This is a genomic window from Devosia sp. (genome assembly GCF_036406155.1).
Classification (GTDB): domain Bacteria; phylum Pseudomonadota; class Alphaproteobacteria; order Rhizobiales; family Devosiaceae; genus Devosia_A.
In genome coordinates this window covers 1-19610 of record NZ_DASWVV010000082.1, presented here as the reverse complement: position 1 = coordinate 19610, position 19610 = coordinate 1, and the positions used below count along the sequence as shown (strand labels likewise).

Annotated in this window: 20 protein-coding genes; 11 read left to right on the top strand and 9 right to left on the bottom strand. The window is 69.1% G+C overall.

Features of this window, described 5'->3' with window-relative positions; all coding sequences use genetic code 11:
- From VGD93_RS05380 to VGD93_RS05360, 5 genes are all read right to left on the bottom strand, one after another.
- The coding region (locus VGD93_RS05380; protein ID WP_395009949.1) for a nucleotidyltransferase family protein at positions 1 to 965 on the bottom strand (965 nt) is incomplete at its 3' end.
- Complete coding sequence (locus VGD93_RS05375) at positions 965 to 1642, bottom strand: glycosyltransferase family 2 protein (protein WP_395009947.1); 678 nt, start codon at positions 1640 to 1642, stop codon at positions 965 to 967. The genes VGD93_RS05380 and VGD93_RS05375, both read right to left, overlap by 1 nt.
- A complete protein-coding gene (locus tag VGD93_RS05370) occupies positions 1642 to 2400 on the bottom strand; it encodes a glycosyltransferase family 2 protein (protein WP_395009946.1) in 759 nt (252 codons plus the stop codon). Before VGD93_RS05370 ends, VGD93_RS05375 begins: the two co-directional genes overlap by 1 nt.
- On the bottom strand, positions 2397 to 3437 hold the full coding sequence (locus VGD93_RS05365; RefSeq protein ID WP_395009944.1) for a serine kinase: 1041 nt from the start codon (positions 3435 to 3437) through the stop codon (positions 2397 to 2399). Before VGD93_RS05365 ends, VGD93_RS05370 begins: the two co-directional genes overlap by 4 nt.
- Before the next feature lie 10 nt (positions 3438 to 3447).
- Positions 3448 to 3888, bottom strand: a complete 441-nt coding sequence (locus VGD93_RS05360) for a PqqD family protein (RefSeq protein WP_395009942.1) — start codon at positions 3886 to 3888, stop codon at positions 3448 to 3450.
- A 173-nt stretch (positions 3889 to 4061) separates the two neighbouring features.
- Here VGD93_RS05360 and VGD93_RS05355 point away from each other — a divergent pair, with 173 nt between their 5' ends.
- Positions 4062 to 4877: a sterol desaturase family protein gene (locus VGD93_RS05355; protein ID WP_395009940.1), complete on the top strand. Its 816-nt coding sequence runs from the start codon at positions 4062 to 4064 to the stop codon at positions 4875 to 4877.
- 32 nt (positions 4878 to 4909) lie between these two features.
- Here VGD93_RS05355 and VGD93_RS05350 read toward each other — a convergent pair whose 3' ends face one another.
- From VGD93_RS05350 to VGD93_RS05340, 3 genes are read right to left on the bottom strand one after another with little or no spacing between them, the layout of a single operon-like run.
- Entirely contained in the window at positions 4910 to 5620 is a 711-nt protein-coding gene (locus VGD93_RS05350) for a GntR family transcriptional regulator (protein ID WP_395009938.1), read from the bottom strand.
- Between the two features lie 7 nt (positions 5621 to 5627).
- A complete protein-coding gene (locus tag VGD93_RS05345) occupies positions 5628 to 6917 on the bottom strand; it encodes a hypothetical protein (protein ID WP_395009936.1) in 1290 nt (429 codons plus the stop codon).
- A gap of 8 nt (positions 6918 to 6925) precedes the next feature.
- Positions 6926 to 7657 (bottom strand): aspartate/glutamate racemase family protein, encoded by a 732-nt coding sequence (locus VGD93_RS05340; RefSeq protein WP_395009933.1) that lies wholly within the window; start codon positions 7655 to 7657, stop codon positions 6926 to 6928.
- Positions 7658 to 7900: 243 nt separating this feature from the next.
- On the opposite strand from VGD93_RS05340, the gene VGD93_RS05335 reads away from it, so the two are divergent.
- The 9 genes from VGD93_RS05335 to VGD93_RS05295 are packed head-to-tail and all read left to right on the top strand — an operon-like array spanning position 7901 to position 17573.
- Positions 7901 to 8668: a maleate cis-trans isomerase family protein gene (locus tag VGD93_RS05335; RefSeq protein ID WP_395009931.1), complete on the top strand. Its 768-nt coding sequence runs from the start codon at positions 7901 to 7903 to the stop codon at positions 8666 to 8668.
- Positions 8669 to 8697: 29 nt separating this feature from the next.
- Positions 8698 to 10266, top strand: coding sequence for an ABC transporter substrate-binding protein (locus VGD93_RS05330; RefSeq protein WP_395009930.1), 1569 nt, complete (start codon positions 8698 to 8700; stop codon positions 10264 to 10266).
- Between the two features lie 21 nt (positions 10267 to 10287).
- Positions 10288 to 11319 (top strand): ABC transporter permease, encoded by a 1032-nt coding sequence (locus VGD93_RS05325; protein WP_395009928.1) that lies wholly within the window; start codon positions 10288 to 10290, stop codon positions 11317 to 11319.
- Positions 11320 to 11329: 10 nt separating this feature from the next.
- Positions 11330 to 12178 (top strand): ABC transporter permease, encoded by an 849-nt coding sequence (locus VGD93_RS05320; RefSeq protein WP_395009926.1) that lies wholly within the window; start codon positions 11330 to 11332, stop codon positions 12176 to 12178.
- 1 nt (position 12179) lies between these two features.
- Positions 12180 to 13208 (top strand): ABC transporter ATP-binding protein, encoded by a 1029-nt coding sequence (locus tag VGD93_RS05315; protein ID WP_395009923.1) that lies wholly within the window; start codon positions 12180 to 12182, stop codon positions 13206 to 13208.
- A gap of 2 nt (positions 13209 to 13210) precedes the next feature.
- Positions 13211 to 14035: an ATP-binding cassette domain-containing protein gene (locus tag VGD93_RS05310; RefSeq protein ID WP_395009921.1), complete on the top strand. Its 825-nt coding sequence runs from the start codon at positions 13211 to 13213 to the stop codon at positions 14033 to 14035.
- A gap of 16 nt (positions 14036 to 14051) precedes the next feature.
- Positions 14052 to 15143, top strand: coding sequence for a sugar phosphate isomerase/epimerase family protein (locus VGD93_RS05305; RefSeq protein ID WP_395009919.1), 1092 nt, complete (start codon positions 14052 to 14054; stop codon positions 15141 to 15143).
- Positions 15140 to 16078, top strand: coding sequence for a sugar phosphate isomerase/epimerase family protein (locus VGD93_RS05300; protein WP_395009917.1), 939 nt, complete (start codon positions 15140 to 15142; stop codon positions 16076 to 16078). Before VGD93_RS05305 ends, VGD93_RS05300 begins: the two co-directional genes overlap by 4 nt.
- A 34-nt stretch (positions 16079 to 16112) precedes the next feature.
- Positions 16113 to 17573, top strand: coding sequence for a chlorohydrolase family protein (locus tag VGD93_RS05295; RefSeq protein WP_395009914.1), 1461 nt, complete (start codon positions 16113 to 16115; stop codon positions 17571 to 17573).
- On the opposite strand, the gene VGD93_RS05290 is transcribed toward VGD93_RS05295, so the two are convergent.
- On the bottom strand, positions 17570 to 18487 hold the full coding sequence (locus VGD93_RS05290; RefSeq protein WP_395009912.1) for a LysR family transcriptional regulator: 918 nt from the start codon (positions 18485 to 18487) through the stop codon (positions 17570 to 17572). The genes VGD93_RS05295 and VGD93_RS05290 overlap by 4 nt on opposite strands.
- A gap of 75 nt (positions 18488 to 18562) precedes the next feature.
- Here VGD93_RS05290 and VGD93_RS05285 point away from each other — a divergent pair.
- Positions 18563 to 19610, top strand: a 1048-nt coding sequence (locus tag VGD93_RS05285) for an FAD-binding oxidoreductase (protein ID WP_395009910.1), incomplete at its 3' end; no start/stop codon positions are given.

The following is a 19610-nucleotide window of genomic DNA, read 5'->3' as shown; positions in this document are numbered from 1 at the left end:
CGCTTCGGGCGGGCCTGCAGCAAGGCCGCCCAGAGCCGGAGCGTGGACTGCCGGCCGCCCGCTTCCAGCTGCGTCATGACCGGGGCGGGGACCGGCACCGCGAGGCGGTGATGGAGGTAGCCCAGGGCGATCGCCGCGTGCGCAACTATGCCGCGCTCGCGGCACAGCAACTCGAACAGCGGCCAGTCCACCTCCCCCGTCCGCGCGAGCAAGGCCGCATCAACCAGCCAGTCGCTGTGCTTGTGGGCGTCGATGCCGCCATGGGCGATGGCAAGGACGAGGCGGTCGGTGGGCGAGGGAACGCGCACACGCTGCCCGAGGAAGACATGCTCGCGCGATCGCGCCCACAGTCCGGCTCCGTCGCCGTCGCTCGCGACGGGCTGGTGGTAGGGGTATTTGTGCAGGTCGATTTCCCCCTTGCCGCCGTCCTTGAGGTTGATCCCGGTCACCCCGTTCAGCTGCGCCCGGCCACCGCCGCCCTGCCAGCCCGCCGCGGCGAGCAGGTCCAGGGCGCGCGCAAAGTCGTTGCGGCGCACGAGCAGGTCGATCTCGCTCGCGTAGCGACCCCGCAAGGCGCGCATGTCCACGGCCGCACGGGCGGCGCCCTTGAACACCATCAGCTCGATCCCGGCCTCGCCCAGCAGCCGCAGCGCCGGCGCCGCCGCGCGGAGCGCGACGGTCGAGTGGCTCCACAGCATGCGCTCGAGGCCCGAGAGCAGGGCACGCTCGGACCCCGACAGCAGCGCCGGTGGCAGGCGAGCCGAAATCGCCACCAGCAGCCGCTGCTCGGCGAAGCCCACGTCGGCGATCAGATCGTGGTCGGCGCGCCATCGCCGGAAGGCCCCGGCCGCCTCCTCGAGATCGGCGAGGATGGCCGCAGAGAGCAGCGCGTGCAGGCCGCCCTGCGGCCAGGCCCAGGCATAGGCCGGAAACCGGGCTGCCGGGTCCGGTGCCCAGGTGCGCATCACTCGCCCCCCGGCCGCGACCGACGCCGTTCCATGGCCGCGCGCACGACCTGCAGATAGGACGGCGCAAGCCGCGAAACCCTGCCATAGGTCAGGCTGCCGGGGTGGATGCGCCGCAGCGCCACCACCTGCGGCAGCATCGCCAGCCGCCACCCGGTCTCGCGCATGCGCGCCAGCCAGTCGATCATTTCGCCCACCTTGCCGGGCGGATCGCACATGGGGCCGGTCTGCTGCACGGCATCGACCCTGGCCAGCATGGTCGTGCGCGACCAGCCGTCATAGGCGGCCCCGAATTCGGCCAGCGCCGGGTCTTCCCTGAACGTGGCGATGCGGCCGAAGACCGCCGCCAGCCCGGAATCGGCGCCGAGGGCGGCGAGTTGGGCCGCCAGCTTTTCGGGCAGCCACAGGTCGTCGGCGTCGAGGGTGGCGACAAGCGGCGTGTCGACCTGTGCGAAACCCGTGGTCGTCGCCGATCCCGGACCGGCATTGTCCTGGCGAATGACCCGGACCGGCCCGTCCAGCCGGGCCGCGATCGCGCCCGTTTCGTCGGTCGAGCCATCATCGACGATAATCACCGTCGCTGGGGGCACGGACTGCGCCAGCACCGAGCGCACCGCGACCGCGATCGTCGCGGCGGCATTGTAGGCCGGGATCACCGCGGTATAGCGCTCGCTCATCACCAGTCGATGCCCTCAGCGAAGCTCTTGGCGTCGAACAGGCCGGGGGGCGGCGGCGCGCCGCCGTGTTGCCGGCGGCGCTGCATGGACTTCAGCAGCGCCCTCGAAAAATCGCGGCGCAGGGTTTCAGCCTCGCGGGTGATGTTGGTGGCGTGCCGGCGATAATAGAGGCAGATTTCCTCGGTCACTTCGTGGCGGGGCGCCAACTCGAACATGCGCAGCAGGAAGTCCATGTCCTCCGCCTGCTGGAAACTGGTGTCGAACCACCCCACCTCGCGGATGAGGCGGCACGCGTAGAGTCCGGCGGCCAGTTGCACGCCGCGCACGTCCATGCTCGGCCCGCCCGGGTCGGGCGCGAAGCGGTCTTCGCCGGTTTGCCGGAACAGGCGGGTGGTGCCGTAGAGCACCTGCAGCCGGGGATCGCGGCGGAAGCGCTCGAGGTCGCGCGCCAGGCGGCCGGGCGGCGACAGGTCGTCGGCATCGAGGAAGGTCACGAGGTCGGTGTCGTCGGCGAGTGCCGCGAGGGCGACGTTGCGGGCCCGGGTCACGCCCCCGTTGCGTGTATCGATCAGGCGGATCTCGGGGGCGTGCAGCGCCAGGGCCCGCACGATCTCGCCGGTCCCGTCGGTGGAGCCGTCGTTGACGACGATGATGTCGAGACGCGCCGCATCGCGTTGGCGCAGCAGGGAGGCGAGCGCATCCCCGACATAGGGGGCGGCGTTATAGGCCGCCATCATCACGGCCAGCTTTACCATCATGCCCTCGCGATGAAATCGGCCACGCAGTCGGCAACCTCCCGGCCGTCGCTGCCGAGCGCGAGGTGGTAGGCCGGCAGCGACCTGGCCAGACTGGCGCTGGTGGCGAGGCCCTGCTTCCAGCTGCCGGGCAGCTGCCGCAGGGTGCTCGGGGCGCAGGCCATCATGGCCTCGTGCGCCGTTGCCGGACGCAGGTGCGACCGGCGCTCCCCGGTCACCCGCGGCAGCAGGATGGCCCTGAGCTGCAGCACGGGGGCGAGGGCCCCCGGGTGGAGCCCGGCCAGTGCGATCTCGTATTTGCCCTGCCAGTTGGGCGCCCCGAATCCCCGCTCCAGCGGATCCACGCCCAGTCGGGCGAGACCGGGGCCATCCTGCTTCACCAGCCGGCTCACGGCATAGGCCCGCGGGCCCGCCGATGCGGCATCGACGGCGACATAGTCGTCGCCGGCACTCGTCAGCCCGGCCAGCACGCCGGCGAGAGTGGTGCCGGACTTTCCCGACCCGCCGGATCCGACGAGCAGCACACCCTTCGTACCGATGCCGAGCGTGCCGGCATGGATCAGCCGTAGCCCGATCGCGTGGTAGCCCCAGTGCAGGAAGTTGCGCAGCGGGAAGGATGCCTCCCAGGGCGGAAACCGCCCCGGCTCCGCCAGGAGCTGCACGCCGCGGCCGGCGGCAGGGTCGAAGACCTGCCAGATGTCGTGGTCCACGTCGTAGGAGCCGGCAAGCCCCTCGCGTTCCAGCGCATCGATGAGCCGGCCCAGGCTGAAGGTGGGGCCGCTCCAGCGCGGGCGCGGCAAATCGGGTCGGCCGCGGCGATCGATGACCGCCAGCCGGAGGACGTGCCGGTCGTCGCCCTCGGGGGTGCCGTCGTCGACGAGCGCGCGCCGGCACAAGGCGGCATAGCCGACGCTGTCGATGGTCGTGCTGATGCGCAGCCGGGGCAGGTTGAAGACCCGCTTCTCGCCGACGGGGCCGCCTTCCGATACCGGGAGCAGGGTCCGCGCGAAATCGGCAGCGCTTGTGTCCTCGATGAGCACGACCGTGCGTCTAGTCGACGGGCTCGGCGGGTGCGGGCCGGTGCGGCCACCCCGCCTTGTCGTCGACGTCGTGAATCGGATCCGCCACGAGCAGGTCCGCCAAATCGTCGAAGACCTCGATGCGCAGCACCGGTTCCGCGGCGGCGAGAGCTGCCGGCAGCGTCTCCGTCGGGGGCGCGGCGGAGGGTGAGGTGCTCGGGCGCAGCAAACCGTGCCCGACCAGGGCATTGGCCGCCTGCGTCACGAGTGCGATCCGCTCGTCTCCTGCCGCTAGGCCGGCGGTCAGCATGGAGACCGGGTGGCCGTCGACGAGCCCACGCCAGACCACGGCCGCCAGACCCGACAGGCTGAAATACCTGCCGCTGCCAAGATCAAGCACGACAAACTCGCCGTCAAATTCCTCGGAGGCAATGTCCGGGCTTGCGAGTACAAAAGTGTCGATATGGCTCAATGCGGTCCCCTGGTGGATGTGTGCTCATAATACAACAGCACCGGGGCCGGACAATGGGCCGCCACTTGAAAACTACGTATTTCTTGGTATTCCGGCACGCCCGGTGGTAGCGCGAATTGACGGCCCTCCGGCTGGCGGTGGAACCGGCGCGGACGGCCGAGCCGGGGATCGACATGTCAGCCCTCGTCACGATGGTCCTGCACTTTGCCTGGTATGCGGGCCTCGTCGTCGTGCTGCGGCAGCTGGAGCGCCGGTGGCCTGCCGGCGAACAGACGACGCGGCAGGAACAGCTCTACAATTTCGGGCTTGCCGTCATCGCCGCGCTGACCACCACCTTGCTGCTGGACCTGGGAAGCGTCTCGGGACACTTGCGGCGCTGGATCGGTATCGAGGCAGCCCTGGTTCCCGGCTGGGCCCCCCGGGGGTGGGTCGAGTGGATCCTCGGCTCGTTGCTGTACCTGGTGATCTGGGACCTGCTGCAATACTGGTATCACCGGCTTCAGCACGTCGTCCCGCGACTGTGGCCGATGCATGCGCTGCACCATGACAGCGAGGTGCTCAATGCGTCCGATGCGTTGCGCAACACGCTTTGGCACCACATCGCGACGACGTTTCTCGTCACCCTGCCGATCGTGGCGATCGCCGGCCACTCCATCCTGCATCCCTATGCCGCCTGGGTGTTCCTGCAGGGCTGGGGATTCTACATCCACGCCAATCTGCGCTGGTCGCACGGCCCGCTGACCGCCGTCATCGCCGGGCCGCAATGGCACCGGCTGCATCACGCCAGGGCGCCCCAGTACTACAACTGCAATTTTGCCGCCCTGTTTCCGGTGATCGACATCGTCTTCGGCACCTATCGCGCGCCGACGCAAGGGGAATTTCCCGAGACGGGGCTGTCGGATCGCGGGCAGAGTGCGGGCGGCGTGCGGGAGATCCTCTGGGCCCTGCTCGGGCGCGCCGGCAAGGGCCGGGCGGCGGACGAGCGATAGCGGCGGGTCGGCCCCGCCGCAAAGCCGAACGATCAGCCGAAATGCGACAGGATCTCGCCGATGGTGCGTCCGGCATCCTCGTTGCCGTCGAGGCGGGCGCGCTGGAGCACGTGTCCAAGGTGCTTGCTCATGGCGCGGGATGCCGCCTCGGCGTCGTGCGTGCGCAGGGCTGCGACGATCTCCACATGCTCGTCGACGCTGCAGTCGGATTCGTGGCGGGCGCTGTGCAGCGCCAGGATCAGCGAGGAGCGGGAGGTCAGCGAGCGCAGGAATGAGAGCAGGACGTCGTTGCCGGCCATCCGGGCGGCGAGCAGGTGGAACTTGCCCGACAGCTGGATGGATTCGGCGAGCTGGCCGGCATTGATGGCCAGTTCCTCACGCTCGATGTGCTCCTCGAGCAGCTGCAGTTGCGTGTCGTCGACGACCGGCGCCAGCCGCGTCATCACCTCGCGCTCGATGCAGAGCCGGGCATCGAAGACCTCGCGGGCCTCCTGAGTGGTGGGGCTGGCGACGAAGGCTCCCCGGTTCTGCTTGAACTCGACCAGCGCTTCCGAGTGCAGCCGATTGAGCGCCGCACGCACGATCGTGCGGCTGACATTGAAGACGGCCCCGATCTCGTCCTCGCTCAGCTTCGTCCCCGGCCTGAGTTCCTGCGCGAAGATCGCCTGGAACAACACGCCGTAGATGGTTTCCACGCGGGTCTTGCCCTTCTCTCCGCGGGATTTCGGGACGGGGTTGGGCATCTATGCCTCAACCCACCGTGCCGATCGCCAGCAGCACGTCCCTCACCTCGTCGGCCTCGACCCACTTGGGATAGCCGGGCCGGGCGTCGCGGCGGCGGTCGAGTTCCGCCCGCATTGCCGTGACCTGTGCAGCGGTCGGGGTGAGCCCGAGGCTGAGGGCCACGGCCCGCACCGCGTGCTCGGTGCCCTGCTGGCCCCACACCCAGCGCAACTCGCTGCCCACGAGCGCCGGATCGATGCTGCAGCCGAAGGCGGGGAAGAGGTCGCGGGCATCGCCGTGCAGCCGGGCGATCTCGTTGGGGTTGTCGCGCAGGAACTGATGCGCGCCGATCACCGGCTTGAGGGGATGGATGGGCATGTCCATCAGCCTGGCGAGCCGGTCGGCGGCCCATTGCAGCTTTTCCAGCCTGATCCCGGTGTCGAGTCCGTAGAGCACGTCGAGGGCCAGCACGACTTCTTCCAGGGCAGCAAAACCGGAGCGGTAGGAGACCCCGTTCAGCGCCACGTCGGGCGACGCGCCCGCGGTCACGGCCGCTACCGTCGTGGCGGCGGCCATGCCGAAATCATCGTGCGTGTGCATCGTCATGGGCACGGGCTTGACCAGCAGCGAGCGGAAGGTGCGTACGAACAGCTTCATCGCTTCGGGCGACAGGGTGCTGGTCGAATCCATGGGGTCGAGCCGCCGCGCGCCGGCGGCGATGGCCACATTGCTGCCGGCGATCATCTTGTCGAAGTCGCGGCGGCCGCAATGCGCGATGGTCAGCGTCCATTCGAGTCCCTGGGCCCTGGCGTAGTCGCCGAAGGCGAAGAACTCGTCGGCCTGCCGCTGCGCCGCCGCCGCGTCCGGCGGCTCGATGAGGCCGGGATTGATGGTCTTGATGCCGGCCTCCGCCAGCATGTCCACGGTGCGCCGCATCCTGGTCGAGGGCACGACGCCGTTGCCCACCAACGTGTCGGTAAAGACGTTGATGTGGAAATCGAAGCCGGCCTTGGCGAAGGCACGGACCGTCTCCCATTCGACCGGGTTCGGCTCGTCGGCGCCCCACCACCAGACGTTGAGGCTTTCGTCCTTGACGCCGATCTCCTGCAGGATTTCCCCGATCTGCAGCAGTTCGGGGATGCCGGTGGTCAGCCCCGCCGTGTAGATGACCTTGCGGATGGTGCTGTCGATCAGCGCCAGCGGCTCGGGGAAGTGGAACTGCTCCGTGATCTCCGGGCGGAAATTGAAGGGGCTGACCGAATGGCGCCCCTCAACATGCGCGACCCCGCGCACTGGGATGCTGTCGTGATCGCTCATGGCGGGCCTCAGGGTTGCAGGGGGGCGTGATGTTCGCCGTTCAACAATTGCGTCAGTGCGGGCGACAGCCCGACGGTGCGGTGGCGTTCGGGCGGGCGCGGGGCGGAGGCGGGCCCGCGCCCCGCCTGAACCAGGCGCAGGGCCTTGCGGATGGCTTCGCGGTGCGGATCGATGACGGGGACGCGGGCGGCGGCGACCACGGCCGGGACGATGGGGATCAGGCCGGCGCCGCCCAGCACGACGCGCTCGGCGCCCGTCGCCTCGGCCTGCCGAGTCACGAACGCGGCCAGCGCTGCGGGATCCGCTTCGTGGCCGTCGATCGGCACGATGGCCGCGACATTGCCGGCAATGCCCAGGCGGTCGACCAGCTCCCCGAGCATGGCGCACCAGGCGCTGCCCGAGACAGCGATGGTGTATTTGCCCGGGAGCGCGGCGGCGGCGAGCAGTCCGGCCTCGGCGAACCCGGTCACCGGCAGGTCGAGGAGTTCGACCAGCGCCTCGAGCCCCGGGTCTCCGAAGCAGCCGATCACCGCGGCATCCGGCCGGAGCCCGCCGGCCAGGGCGCGGGCGGCGCCATCGAGGACGGCGTGGGCCGCGATCGAGGTTGCGGCGCGCGACATCAGGTAGGAGTAGCCGAAGGCGGCGGTGACCGTCGTCACCTCTGCAGCCTCGCCGGCCACCTCGCGCGCCAAGGCGTCAATGGTCTGGGTGACCACGGGGGAGGTGTTGGGATTGATCACGAGCAGTCTTGGCCGGCACGGCATTGCAGTCCCCCGTTGACAGGCGGCGGGCCCATCGTTTTCGCGCCGCGGGCCAAGGCATGATTTGCGTAGCAGTGGATACGTTTTTCTGTCAATGCGTATTTTTTTGCGTATGCATGATTGCAAAGCTTTGGATTTTTGATAAGCATAAAGGAACGAAGTTGGCGCGCTCGCCTACCCGGTCAAGGGCCGGTATCGGGCGCGGGTCGTGGGAGAGACGGCATGAGGCGGTTCGGAACGATTACGCCCTCATCGAACGTGATCGTCGAGCAGGTGACGCAGGCGATCGTGGCCGATTACGCCCAAGTCTCGGCGCATTTTGCGCGCTTGTCTTACTTCGGCAGCACCGACCGCTTTCCGCACAGCTATGACTGGGACGGAATGCGCGATGCCGCCCGGCTGCTGGCGCACGCCCATCTCGACCTGCTGTGCTGGAACGGCACAAAGGGAGGCGCGATCGGATTCGAACTGGACCGCGAGCTGTGCAGCCGGGTTGCGGCCGAAAGCGGGCGGGGCATGTACACGTCGACGCTCGTTCTCGATGACGTGCTGCGCGCCGCGCATGCCTTCCGCGTGGCTTTCGTGACGCCTTATGCGCCGGAGTTCCTGGAGCGGCTCACGGGTGGCTGGCGGGCCGCCGGCTATGAGGTGGTGGCGACCGCCGGCGCCGGGCTGGTGGACAACTATGCCTATTCGACGCTCGATGCCGGCCGGCTCGCCGAGATGGCGCGGCAGGTCGCTGCGGCGCGGCCGGACGCCATCGTGTTCTACTGCACCAACATGCTGGGCGCGCCGCTCTGTGCGCCGCTCGAGGCCGAACTCGGTATCCCCGTATACGATTCCGTGTCCGCCCCGGTTTGGCGCATCCTGCGCGAACTGGGCTTCGACACCGCTGCGTCCGCGCCGCGCTGGGGGTCGTTGTTTGCCGCGAGCAAGCCGCAGCGGCCTGCGGTCCCGTCGCCTGGGACCGAATTGCATACGAACTCATAGCCCATTCCATTGAAAAGGGAGGACTACCAATGCAACAACTGAAATCCTTGCGGTTCCGGCCGGGCAGGCTGGCGGCAACCGCCCTGCTGACGGTCGCCCTGGCGACCGGCTGGGCCGGCGGCGCCGCGGCGGCCGATCGCGCCAGCACCGTGATCGTCGCCATGGCCGGGCAGATCAACACGCTCGATCCGATGCGTGCCGACTACTCGCAGACCAATCTGATCGCCAGCGCCGTCTACGACACGCTGGTGACCTACGACGCAGAGCGCAAGCTGGTCGGGCGTCTCGCGACCGAATTTTCCCTCGCGCCCGACGTGAAGTCGATCACGATGACCCTGCGCTCCGACGTGAAGTTCCACGACGGGACGCCCCTCACGGCCAAGGACGTCGCCTACACGCTCGACCGCCTCAAGCGGCTCGGGGCGGGCGTCGCTTCGCTGATCGAGGGCTATGAATCGACGACGGTGGTCGACGACACCCATCTGACCATCAACCTCAACAAGCCGTATTCGCTGTTCCTCGGCTCGCTGAGCAAGATCTACATCCTCAACTCCGCACTGGTGGAGGCCAATCTCGGCGCCGACGACGGCCAGGGCTGGCTGCAGGGCAACGACGCCGGCAGCGGTCCCTACGTCCTCGACGGCATCACGGCGCAGGACGTCAGCTTCTCGCGCTTCGATGGCTACTGGGAGCAGGTCGAGCGCCGCCCCGAGGCGCTGGTGTATCGCCGCATCGACGAGGGGGCGACCCGCCGCGACGAACTGCTGGCCGGCAATATCGACATCGGACTTGCCATGGCCGACCGCGACGCGGCGGCGCTGGCCTCCAATCCGGCGCTGAAGGTGGCCCTGCTGCAAAGCCCGGTGCAGACCGAGATCCTGTTCAATACACGCGTTGGGCCGACCGCCGACAAGCGCCTGCGCCGGGCCCTGCGGCTCGTCTACGACTATGAGGGCGGGCTGGCCAGCATCCGCGGCAACAACGGCGTGATCGCCAACGGGCCGCTGCCGACGCCGCTCAATTGCCGCCCCGACCTGCCGGCCGCCAAGCGCGACCTCGAGGCGGCCAAGGCGGCGCTTGCGGAACTGTCGCTTGACGGGGTCACCCTCAAGATGAACTTCCAGCCGGCGTTCGACGCGCAAAAGCAGGAAGCGACGCTGTTCCAGTCCAATATGCGCGACGTGGGGGTGCAGCTCGAACTGGAGCCGATTGCCTTCCCGAACTACCTCGCCAGCCTCAAGGATCCGGAGATGATCCCGCAGATGATGCTGCTCGAGGATTTTGCGCAGTTCCCCGATCCGGGCATCGTGCTGGTCAAGGGCTATCATTCGAACGCGATCGGCACCAACCGCACGGGCTATTCGAATCCGGACGTCGACGCACTCCTCGATGCGGCCCTGGCCGAACCGGACGAGAGCCGTCGCTGCGAGATCTACAAGCAGGTGCAGACGATCCTGTACGACGACGCCGTGATGATCGACATGTACACGCTGAGGAAGCCGGCGGTGTACTATCCCGAGAAGGTGGAGGCTCCGGTCGCGAGCCCGACCAGTTCGTCGATCTCGCTCGCCGACGTCCGGCTTGCACCGAAGTCCTGATCGCACAAGTGAGGTGACGAGATGGCGGTCCGCTCCATCCTACGGTTCCTGCTGATGCGCCTGGGCCAGACCCTCCTGACCCTGTTGGGTCTGGCCAGTCTCGTCTTCCTCATGATCAAGTTGCTGCCGGGCGACGAGGCCCAGATGGCGGTCGGGGCGGAAGCCTCGCCCGAACAGATCGAGGCGGCGCGGCAACGGCTGGGACTGGATGCTCCGGTGATCGTCCAGTACCTGCTGTTCCTCTCCCGCCTCGTGAAGGGCGATCTGGGCGTGTCGACCAGCACCTTCCAGCCGGTGTTGAACGACCTGGTCGCCGTGTTTCCCAGCACGCTCGAGCTGGTGTCGTTCGCCATGCTGGTCAACCTCGCCGTCGCCGTGCCCAGCGCCATCGTGGCGGCCAACAAGCGCGGCGGCGCGTTCGACGGCAGCAGCCGCTTCATGGCTGTGATCCTGGGCGGGCTGCCGGTGTTCTGGCTCGCCCTGATGCTGCAGTACCTGCTCGGCACGGTGTGGCGGCTACTGCCGATCTCCGGGCACAACGCCTATGGCATGGCCGCACCGGTCACGACCGGTGCGGCAACCCTCGATGCCCTGCTGGCGCTGGACTGGGCGGCGCTGGGAGACGCGCTCAGGCACATCGCCCTGCCGGCGGTGGCGCTGGCCGCCCTGTTCAGCACCCAGATCTTCCGCGCCCTGCGCGCCTCGCTGCTGGGGGTGCTGACCAGCGATTTCATGATGGCGGTTCGGGCCAAGGGCGCGACTGCCAGACGCGTGCTGCTGCGCCATGCCGTGCCCAACAGCGTCACGGCGACGCTGGCGCTCGCGGGCACGCAGTTCGGCGCCATGGTCGGCTCATCCGTGCTGATCGAGTCCGTGTTCGCCCGCAAGGGCGTGGGGGCCTACATGTTCAATGCCGTGGCACAGAAGGACAGCTTTGCCGTGCTCGGCTCGGTCATCTTCATCGGTGCCGTGGTGTGCATCGCCAACCTGATCGTCGACCTGCTGCAACTGGTCGTCGACCCGCGCGTGCGCGCGGCGCAACTGGGAAACTGAGGGGAAGCTGATGGCTGTTACCTCCCGCCCGAAGGCAACCCGCGCCCTGGCGCTTTCGCCCCTCGAGAGCTTTGTGCTGGTACTGTTGCTGCTGCTCGGGGCGATGGTGGCGGTCGGCCCGGCGCTCGCCCCCGACACGGTCTATACCTCCGACATCCTCAATGCCTTGCAGCCCCCGAGCGCCGAACACTGGCTGGGTACGGACGACCAGGGGCGCGACGTGTTCTGGCGGGTGGTCGTAGGCGCGCGCGCCACGCTGCTGTCGGCCCTGCTCGTCGTCACGCTCTATTCCATGATCGGCGTCGCCGTGGCCACGATCGCCGCCGCCGGACCGCGCTGGCTCGACGAGACGCTGATGCGCATCACCGACCTTGGCATGGCGCTGCCGGGCATGATCGTGGCGCTCGGGCTCGCCGCCGCTCTCGGCGCCAGCCTGCAATCGGCCATCATCGCCATGTCGCTGACCGGCTGGCCGATCACGGCCCGCATCCTGCGGGCCGTGATCCGGCAGACCAGCGAGGCCCAGTTCGTGTCGGGAGCCCAGGTTCTCGGGGTTTCCAAGTGGCGCCTGATGACGCGCCACGTCCTGCCCAACTCCCTCGACGTGCTCATCGTGAAATGGGCCGGCGACGTCAGCACGACGGTGCTGGTCCTTGCGGGCTTGAGTTTCATCGGGGTCGGCGCGCAGCCGCCCAGCGCCGAGTGGGGGGCGATGATCGCCGCCGGGCGCAGCTACGTGGCGACCGCATGGTGGACCGTCGTCGCACCCGGCGTGGCCGTGGCGGTCACCTCGATCGCCTTCGGGCTGCTGGGCGACATCATCCAGGTTCGCAACGATCCCTCGCTGCGGGAGGTCTGAGATGACGATGGCACAACTTGGCCTGCACGGCTCCCTCGCCACGTCCGGCCCGACGCCGGCCGCAGGCGGGCCGCTGCTCACCGCGCGCGGCCTCACCGTGGACATGCAGCTTGCCGGCAAGAACAGCGTGCGGATCGTCGACGGGCTGGATTTCGACATCCGCGCCGGCGAGCGGGTCGCCCTGGTCGGGGAGTCGGGGTCCGGCAAGTCGGTGACGGCCCGCGCCCTCATGCGCCTCGACCGCAAGGCCAGGCTGTCCGGCGAGCTGACCTTCGACGGCGTCGATTTGCAGCGCCTGTCCGAGAAGGAAATGAACCGCTATCGCGGCGGCACCATCGGCATGGTGTTCCAGGACCCGATGAGCTTCCTCGACCCGCTCATGACCATCGGCGACCAGGTGGCCGAGACGCTGCGCATCCGCGGCGTCGACCGGCAGCAGGCCCGCAAGCGTGCCCTCGCGACGCTCGATGAACTGGGGGTCGACCGGGCGGCGGAGCGGCTCGACTCCTACCCGCACGAGTTCTCCGGCGGCATGCGGCAGCGCGTGGTGCTGGCAATGGCCATCGTGGCCGAGCCCAAGCTGCTCATCGCCGACGAGCCGACCACGGCCCTTGACGTGCGGGTGCAGGAACAGGTGCTGGATGTCCTCGACGACGTCTCGCGGCGCCGCGGCCTCGCCGTGCTGTTCATCACCCACGATTTGGGGGTCGTCGCCGGTTTCACCGACCGCGTCATCGTCATGTATTCGGGCCGGATCGTCGAGGATGCCGCGGTCGACGACATCTTCGCCGCCCCGCAGCATCCCTACACGCAGGGATTGATCCAGGCGGTGCCGCGGATCGATCGCGTCAGCGAACGGCTGTTCGCCATACCGGGTGCGCCGCCGCCCATCTTCGCCCGCCCGGAAGGCTGCGCCTTCCATCCGCGCTGCGGCCACAAATTCGCCCCATGCGCCCTGCGGCAGCCGGCGCTTGTGCCCTCCGGCGCCGGCCGGGTGGCGTGTCACCTCTACAGTTCAGGCGAGCGTTGAGCATGCTGCTATCGGTCGAACATCTCGACAAGTCGTACAAGACGGGACGCCGCAGCTCGACCCAGGTGCTGCACGACATCTCGCTGTCGGTGAACCAGGGCGACGCCCTCGGCCTGGTCGGCGAATCCGGCTCGGGCAAGTCCACCATCGCCAAGTGCCTGCTGCGGCTGATCAAGCCGGAGCAGGGTCGGATCGTCTATGACGGCATCGACGTCGTGCAGGCCCGGGGCGCCGACCTCCGCCGCTTCCGGCGCGAAGTCCAGATGGTGTTCCAGGACCCCTATGGCAGCCTCAATCCGCGGATGAGCGTCGGCGAACTGATCGGCGAGGGCCTGCTGGTGCACAGGCTGGCCGCGACGGCGGCGGCCCGTCGCGAGCGCGTCGCCGAGATGATGCAGATGGTCGGCCTCAACCCGGCGGACATGGACCGCTACCCGCGCTCGTTCTCGGGGGGACAGCGCCAGCGCATCGCCATTGCGCGCGCCCTCGTCATCGGTCCGCGCATCCTGGTCTGCGACGAGCCCGTGGCCGCGCTGGACGTGTCGGTGCAGGCTCAGGTGATCAATCTGCTGCAGGATCTGCAGCGCCAGCTCAACCTGGCAATCATCTTCGTCGCCCATGACCTCGCTGTGGTCCGGCACCTGTGCGAATCCATCGTGGTCCTGCACAAGGGCCGGATCGTCGAGACCGGCGACCGCAATGCCATCTTCGATGCGCCGCAGGACCCCTACACCCGGGCCCTGATCGCGGCGGTGCCGACGCCCGACCCGCAGGTCGCGCGGGCCCACCGGGCGAGCCGGCGACACAGTCCCGCAACACAGGCATAGCTGCCGGAGGAACGACATGAGACTTGGAGTTGACGGGCGCAAGATTCCGGAGGCGGCCAAGCGCGGGCCGGTTGCCAGCCTTGATCATGGCAAGCAACTGGGCCTGGACGGGCTGTTCTTCCGCACCGTCCTCGACATGAGCCCGACGCTGGATGGCGGCTATCTGCGGGCGATAAGACAGCGCGCCGACGAACTCGACATGTATCTCGAGACCGGCCTGGGCAAGGTCAACCCGTACGCCACCCCGGAGGCGCCGGAACTGCGCCAGATCGGGGACGGCGACATCGTCCTCGGATTCCGCCGCATGATGGAGGCCTGCGCGGCGATCGATTGCCGGGAGCTGTGGGTCGGCACTGCCAACTACAAGGTCGCCTATGTCGGCCGCTATGCCTATGACCGGTTCCGCACCGACGTCTCCTGGGACGAGCAGCTGCGCGCGACCGAAAGCTTCCTGCGCAAGCTGGCGCCGATCGCCCGCGATTTGGGCATTCACATCAATATCGAGACGCACGAGGAAATCACCTCATTCGAGGTGGTGCGGCTGGTCGAGAGCGTCGGGCCCGACGTCACCGGGATCGTCTTCGATACCGCCAATGTCCTGCAGCGCGCCGAACACCCGGTATGGGCGGCGAAGCGCGTCGCCCCCTATGTCCGCCAGACCCACGTCAAGGATGCGCTGGTGGCCTATGACGGTGACATACTCGACTTCCAGATGCGGCCCTGCGGCAAGGGGGTCGTGGACTTCGGTGCGATCCTGCCGATCCTCGCGGCCGCGAGGCCCGAGCTCAACCTGACCATCGAGAACTACGAGTCCTTCTCCGACCGGCCGCGGCGCTTTGCCCGCCTCGTCATGGAGATCAGCGACCCCGACTGGCTGGCGGCCCATCCCGACCTCACGGCGGAGGAATACGCGGCCTATCTCGACATGGTGCAGCGTTACAGGCAGCGCATGCAGGCCGAGGGCATGATGGACCGGCCGAGCTGGGCGGCGTGGGCCGAACAGAACTTCCATTACGATGAGGCGGTCGCCTATATCGAGCAGTCGGCCGCCCATATTCGCGAGGTGTGCGCGGCACAGCGGCTGCCGCTGCGGGCCGTCGCTGCATGACCGGTCTCGTGCGCGGCAATGTGCCGGGCTTCGGGCATGACCCGCGCGCGGATCTTGCCGCGACGGCGGGACTGGGCCTGTCCGGGCTGATGTTCGGTTCCCCGTTCGAGATCAGCCCCGGCCTCGACCGCGACGAGCTGGCCGCGTTCAAGGCGGACGCCGATGCTCTTGGGCTGGCGTTGGGCTGCGGCCTTGGCAGTCTCAACGTGGCCCGGCCCGAGCGCGTCGCGCGCATCGTCGACGCCGGGGGAGGCGACTTGCGCGCCGGCCTGCTCCGCCTGCTGGACGCGGCCGCCCTGCTCGGGGCGCGCACGCCGTATTTCTACGTCGGCACCATCGAGGATCGCCTCTACGCCGGCCTCGCCTGGGCCGACCAGCTTGCCCACGTCGCCGCCGTGCTGCGCGAACTCGCGCCCGCGCTGCGCGAGCGCGGCATGAGCTTGCTGGTCAAGACGCACGAGGAGATCACCAGTGCCGAAATCGTCGCCCTGATCGAAGCCGTCGGGCCCGACGTCCTCGGCGTGGCATTCGATCCGGTGAACGTCGTGGTGCGCGGCGAGGCGCCGCTCCCCGCGGCTCGGCGCCTCGCCCCCCATGTCCGGCAGGTGCATCTCGACGACTGCGACATCCGCTGGACCGGGCGGGGCGTGCGGCGGGTCCTGTGCCCCATGGGCGAGGGGGTGGTCGACTGGCCCGTGCTGCTGGCGTCGTTTGCCGGCGCCGCCTGCTGGATCGATCTGCACCGGGGCGAGTTCGACATGCCGCTCTTCGAGCCCGAGTGGCAGGCGCACGCTCCGGGGCTCGCGGTCGCCGAGCTCGGTTTCCTCGCCGGCGCCGCCGCACGTGCCGAGACGGCCGGCCGGCACGCCGGGCAGGCCTCGCCGGCGGAACGGCTGCAGCCCATGCTCGAGTGGACGCGGGAGAAATTGCGATGAGTCGCCCCCTCAGCATGCACTGGCCGGAGGCGTCGTGATCACGCTCGTCAGGGCCGCCTGGGTCATCGGCTATGCCGATGGGGACCACGCCATCATCGCCGATGGCGAGGTGGTCTACGAGGACGCGCGGATCCGCTTCGTCGGGCGCGGCTATGACGGCCCGGCCGACCGGGTCATCGACGCCGGCAACGCCATTGTCGGGCCTGGTTTCATCGATCTCGACGCTCTGGCCGACATCGACCACGCGCTCATCGACTGCTGGCAGACACCGGCCAACCTCCTGCGCCTGCAATGGTCGGAGGACTATTTCCGTCACCGGCGGCGCGATGTCTTCTCGCCCGCCGAGCGCGACGTGAAGCGCGAGTTCGCCTTCTGCCAGCTGCTGCGCAACGGCATCACCACGGCGATGTCGATCGCCGCCGAGACCCACAGCGCCTGGGCGGAAACCTATGACGAGATGGCGGCGGCGGCGGCTCTCGCGAGGCGCCTGGGGCTGCGCGCCTATCTGGGCCCGTCCTATCGCTGCGGGGTTAACGTGGCCCGCGCCGACGGACGCCGCGACGTCCTGTGGGACGAGGCCGAAGGGCAGCGGGGCTTCCAGGAGGCGGTGCGCTTCGCCCGCGACTTCTCGCGCAGCGAGGACGACCTGGTCCGTGCCTGCCTGCTGCCGTGCCGGCTGGAAACGCTGAGCCTCGACATCATGCGGGCGACGGCGGCGGCGGCGCGCGAGCTGGGCTGCCCGGTGCGGGTGCATTGCCTGCAGGGCACGCTGGAGCTGCAGCTGTTGCAGGCGCAGCACGGCAAGACGCCGGTGCAGCTGCTGGCCGACACCGGCCTGCTCGAGACGCAACTGCTGATCGCGCATGGCATCTATATCGGCGGCCACAGCCGCAATCCGCACCCCTATGCCGGCGAATTGGAGACGCTGGCCGGCGCCGGCGTCAGCGTCGTGCACTGCCCGATGACGTCGCTGCGCTACGGCAGCGCGCTCGAATCCTTTGATCGCTACCGGCGTGCCGGCGTCACCCTGGCGCTCGGGACGGACAGCTATCCGCCCGACATGATCCGCAACATGGAATACGGATCGACCCTCGCCCGGTGGATCGACGGCCGGCTCGATGCCGGGGCGGCGGCCGATCTCTATCGCGCCGCGACGCTGGGTGGGGCCGCCGCGCTGCGCCGCGACGACCTCGGGCGGCTCGCGCCGGGCTGCCTCGCCGATCTGATCGTCGTCGACCTCGATGCGCCGCGGGTCGGCCCCGTCGACGATCCGATCCGCACATTGCTGATGAATTGCACCGGCGAGAACGTGCGCACCGTCGTTGTCAACGGCCGCACGGTGGTCGAGGACGGGGAACTTCCCGGCGTGGACGCGGCCGATCTGCGCCGGCGCGCGCAGGCGCATTTCGACGTCATGAAGGCGGCCTATGCCGAACGCGACTACCGCCCCAGCGAGGCCGAGCCGTTGTTTCCGCCCAGCTTCCGCCACCTCTAGCCGGCGGCGGCGCGGCATTTCCGCACGTGGTCCAGAAGCCGGGCGGCGGCGGTCGACAGTGTCGCCTTGCTGCGCGTGATCAGAAACAGCTGCCGGGTCAGGTCGAGGTCGGCGATCGGGCACACCGTAAGCGCGTCGCTCTGGATCACCGATGCGGCGAACGCGGGCATCAGCGCCACCCCGGCGCCCTGCGAGACCAGGGTCAGTTGCGAGATGGTGCTGTAGGCGCGCAGCCGGCCGGAGAGCAAGGCGGGCGGCACCTGCCCGGATTCCGCCAACAGCTTGGCGATGCCGGTTTCCGGCTGCAGGCTGATGATCTGTGCCGGATCGATATCGGCAAGGCGCACCTGCCCGGCTTGCGCCAGCGGATGCGCGCGGTGGCAGACCAGCCCGACGCGGTCGCCGGCGAACGGCTCGTAGCTGAGCGCGGGGGTGGCGTGCCAGCGGGCGGCGATGCCGAAATCCAGGATCCGATCCAGCACCAGCGCGCCGATGCGCTCGGCGACATCGTCATGCACCACGATGTCGATCCCGGCGTGCCGGCGACGGAATTCGGCGAGGGCCGGCACAAGGAAATTGAGGACGAGCGAGGGCGCCGCACCCACCGTCACGCGGCCGCGCAGCAGGCCACCAGTCCGCCGCAGATCGTCGAGGGCGAGATCGAAACGGGCGACGATCGCGCGCGCCTCCTCAAGGAACTCGATGCCGCTCTCGGTCGCCGCGATTGGGCGCAGCCGGCGATCGAACAAGACGACCCCGGCTTCCTCCTCCAGCTGCCGGATGGTTTCGGTCAGGGCCGAAGGCACGACGCCCAGCCGGCTGGCGGCGCGGATGAAGGACTGCTCCTCCCAGACCATGAGCGCCGCCCGCAGGTGGCGCAGTCCGATGTTCGTATTTCGCGAATGAAGGTTCATTTCATTCTAATTCTACGAAATCGTTGCGCGTGCTTCAATCGCCGCACCCAAACTGCCCCCATCGCCGAGAACCTCATGTCGAGACCAGTAGCCAACCCACCTGCGCGGGACCGTGCCGGCGCCCTCGGCACAGCCCTGCGTTCGGCTGGGTTCCGCGGGGACATCGCCGCCGACAGCGCCACTCTGGCCGCCACCTCGACCGATAACAGCGTCTACGAAATCACCCCCGAAATGGTGGTCTCGCCGCGCGACGCTGCCGACGTCGCAACGCTGCTGGCGCTGCTCGACCACCCGGACTACGCCGGCCTGCCGGTCACGGCTCGCGGCGGGGGAACCGGCACCAACGGGCAGAGCCTCAACACCGGCGTGATCGTCAATTTCCAGCGCTACATGACGCGTATTCTGGAGGTGAACGTCGCCGAGCGCTGGGTCGACGTCGAGCCCGGCATCGTCCTCGACGACCTCAATGCGCGCCTGGCCGGCACCGGCCTGTTCTTCGCGCCCGACACCTCGACATCGAACCGCTGCACCATCGGCGGCATGGTCGGCACCGACGCGTCGGGCAAGGGCTCGCGCGTCTACGGCAAGACAAGCGACAACGTGCTCGGCCTCGAAGTTGCGCTGGCCGGCGGCAGGATGCTGGACAGTTCTGCGCCGACGCCGGAATGGGCCGCCCCGCTGCTGCAGCGGGTCGCGTCGGCCTGCGACAGCGGCCGGGCGGCGCTGCTCGCCCGCGTCCCCGCAATTCCCCGCCGCTTCACCGGCTACGACCTCGAGCGCGCGCGGCCCGCGCCAGATCGGCTCGAATGGTGGCGCCTGTTCGTCGGCGCCGAAGGCACGCTCGGGCTGGTGACGCGGGTGCGGCTGCGCCTCGTGCCGCGGCTGGTGCACAAGCGGCTCGTGGTACTGGCGTTCGACAGTTTCGCGCATGCCCTGGCGGCGGGACCGGCCCTGCTGCAGCATGAGCCGGTGGCCATCGAGGTGCTGGATGAGTGGGTGCAGCGGCTGGCGCGGGACGCCGGCCTGATGGACGGGCTGCCGGCCGCCGTGCGCGGTGGCGCCGGACGCCCGCTGGCCTACAGTTTCGTCGAGATCGGCGCGGCCGATGCCGACGCCGCCGATG